Source organism: Limosilactobacillus reuteri subsp. porcinus (genome assembly GCF_036621895.1).
Lineage (GTDB): Bacteria > Bacillota > Bacilli > Lactobacillales > Lactobacillaceae > Limosilactobacillus > Limosilactobacillus reuteri_J.
Map to the genome: position 1 here is coordinate 1 of NZ_LN887409.1, position 372 is coordinate 372.

The 372-nt window shown below is 44.4% G+C and carries 1 pseudogene; it reads left to right on the top strand.

What is annotated here, in order from left to right:
- Positions 1 to 372, top strand: a pseudogene (locus tag AACL61_RS05345) (hypothetical protein); the annotation flags it as partial.

The window sequence follows — 372 nt, forward strand, 5'->3', positions numbered from 1 at the left end:
CATTGAGTCAGAGTGAGAGCGCGTCAACATCGTTGAGTCAAAGTGCAAGTACTTCAATCTCGTTGAGTCAAAGTGAGAGTGCGTCAACATCACTGAGTCAAAGCGAGAGTGCCTCAATTTCATTAAGCCAAAGCGCAAGTGCGTCAACATCGTTGAGTCAAAGTGAGAGTACTTCGACATCACTAAGTCAGAGTGCAAGTGCCTCAATTTCATTAAGCCAAAGCGCAAGTGCGTCAACATCGTTAAGTCAAAGTGAGAGTACTTCGATATCACTAAGTCAGAGTGCAAGTGCATCAATCTCATTGAGTCAGAGCGAGAGCGCCTCAACGTCATTGAGTCAAAGTGAGAGTACATCAACATCGTTAAGTCAAA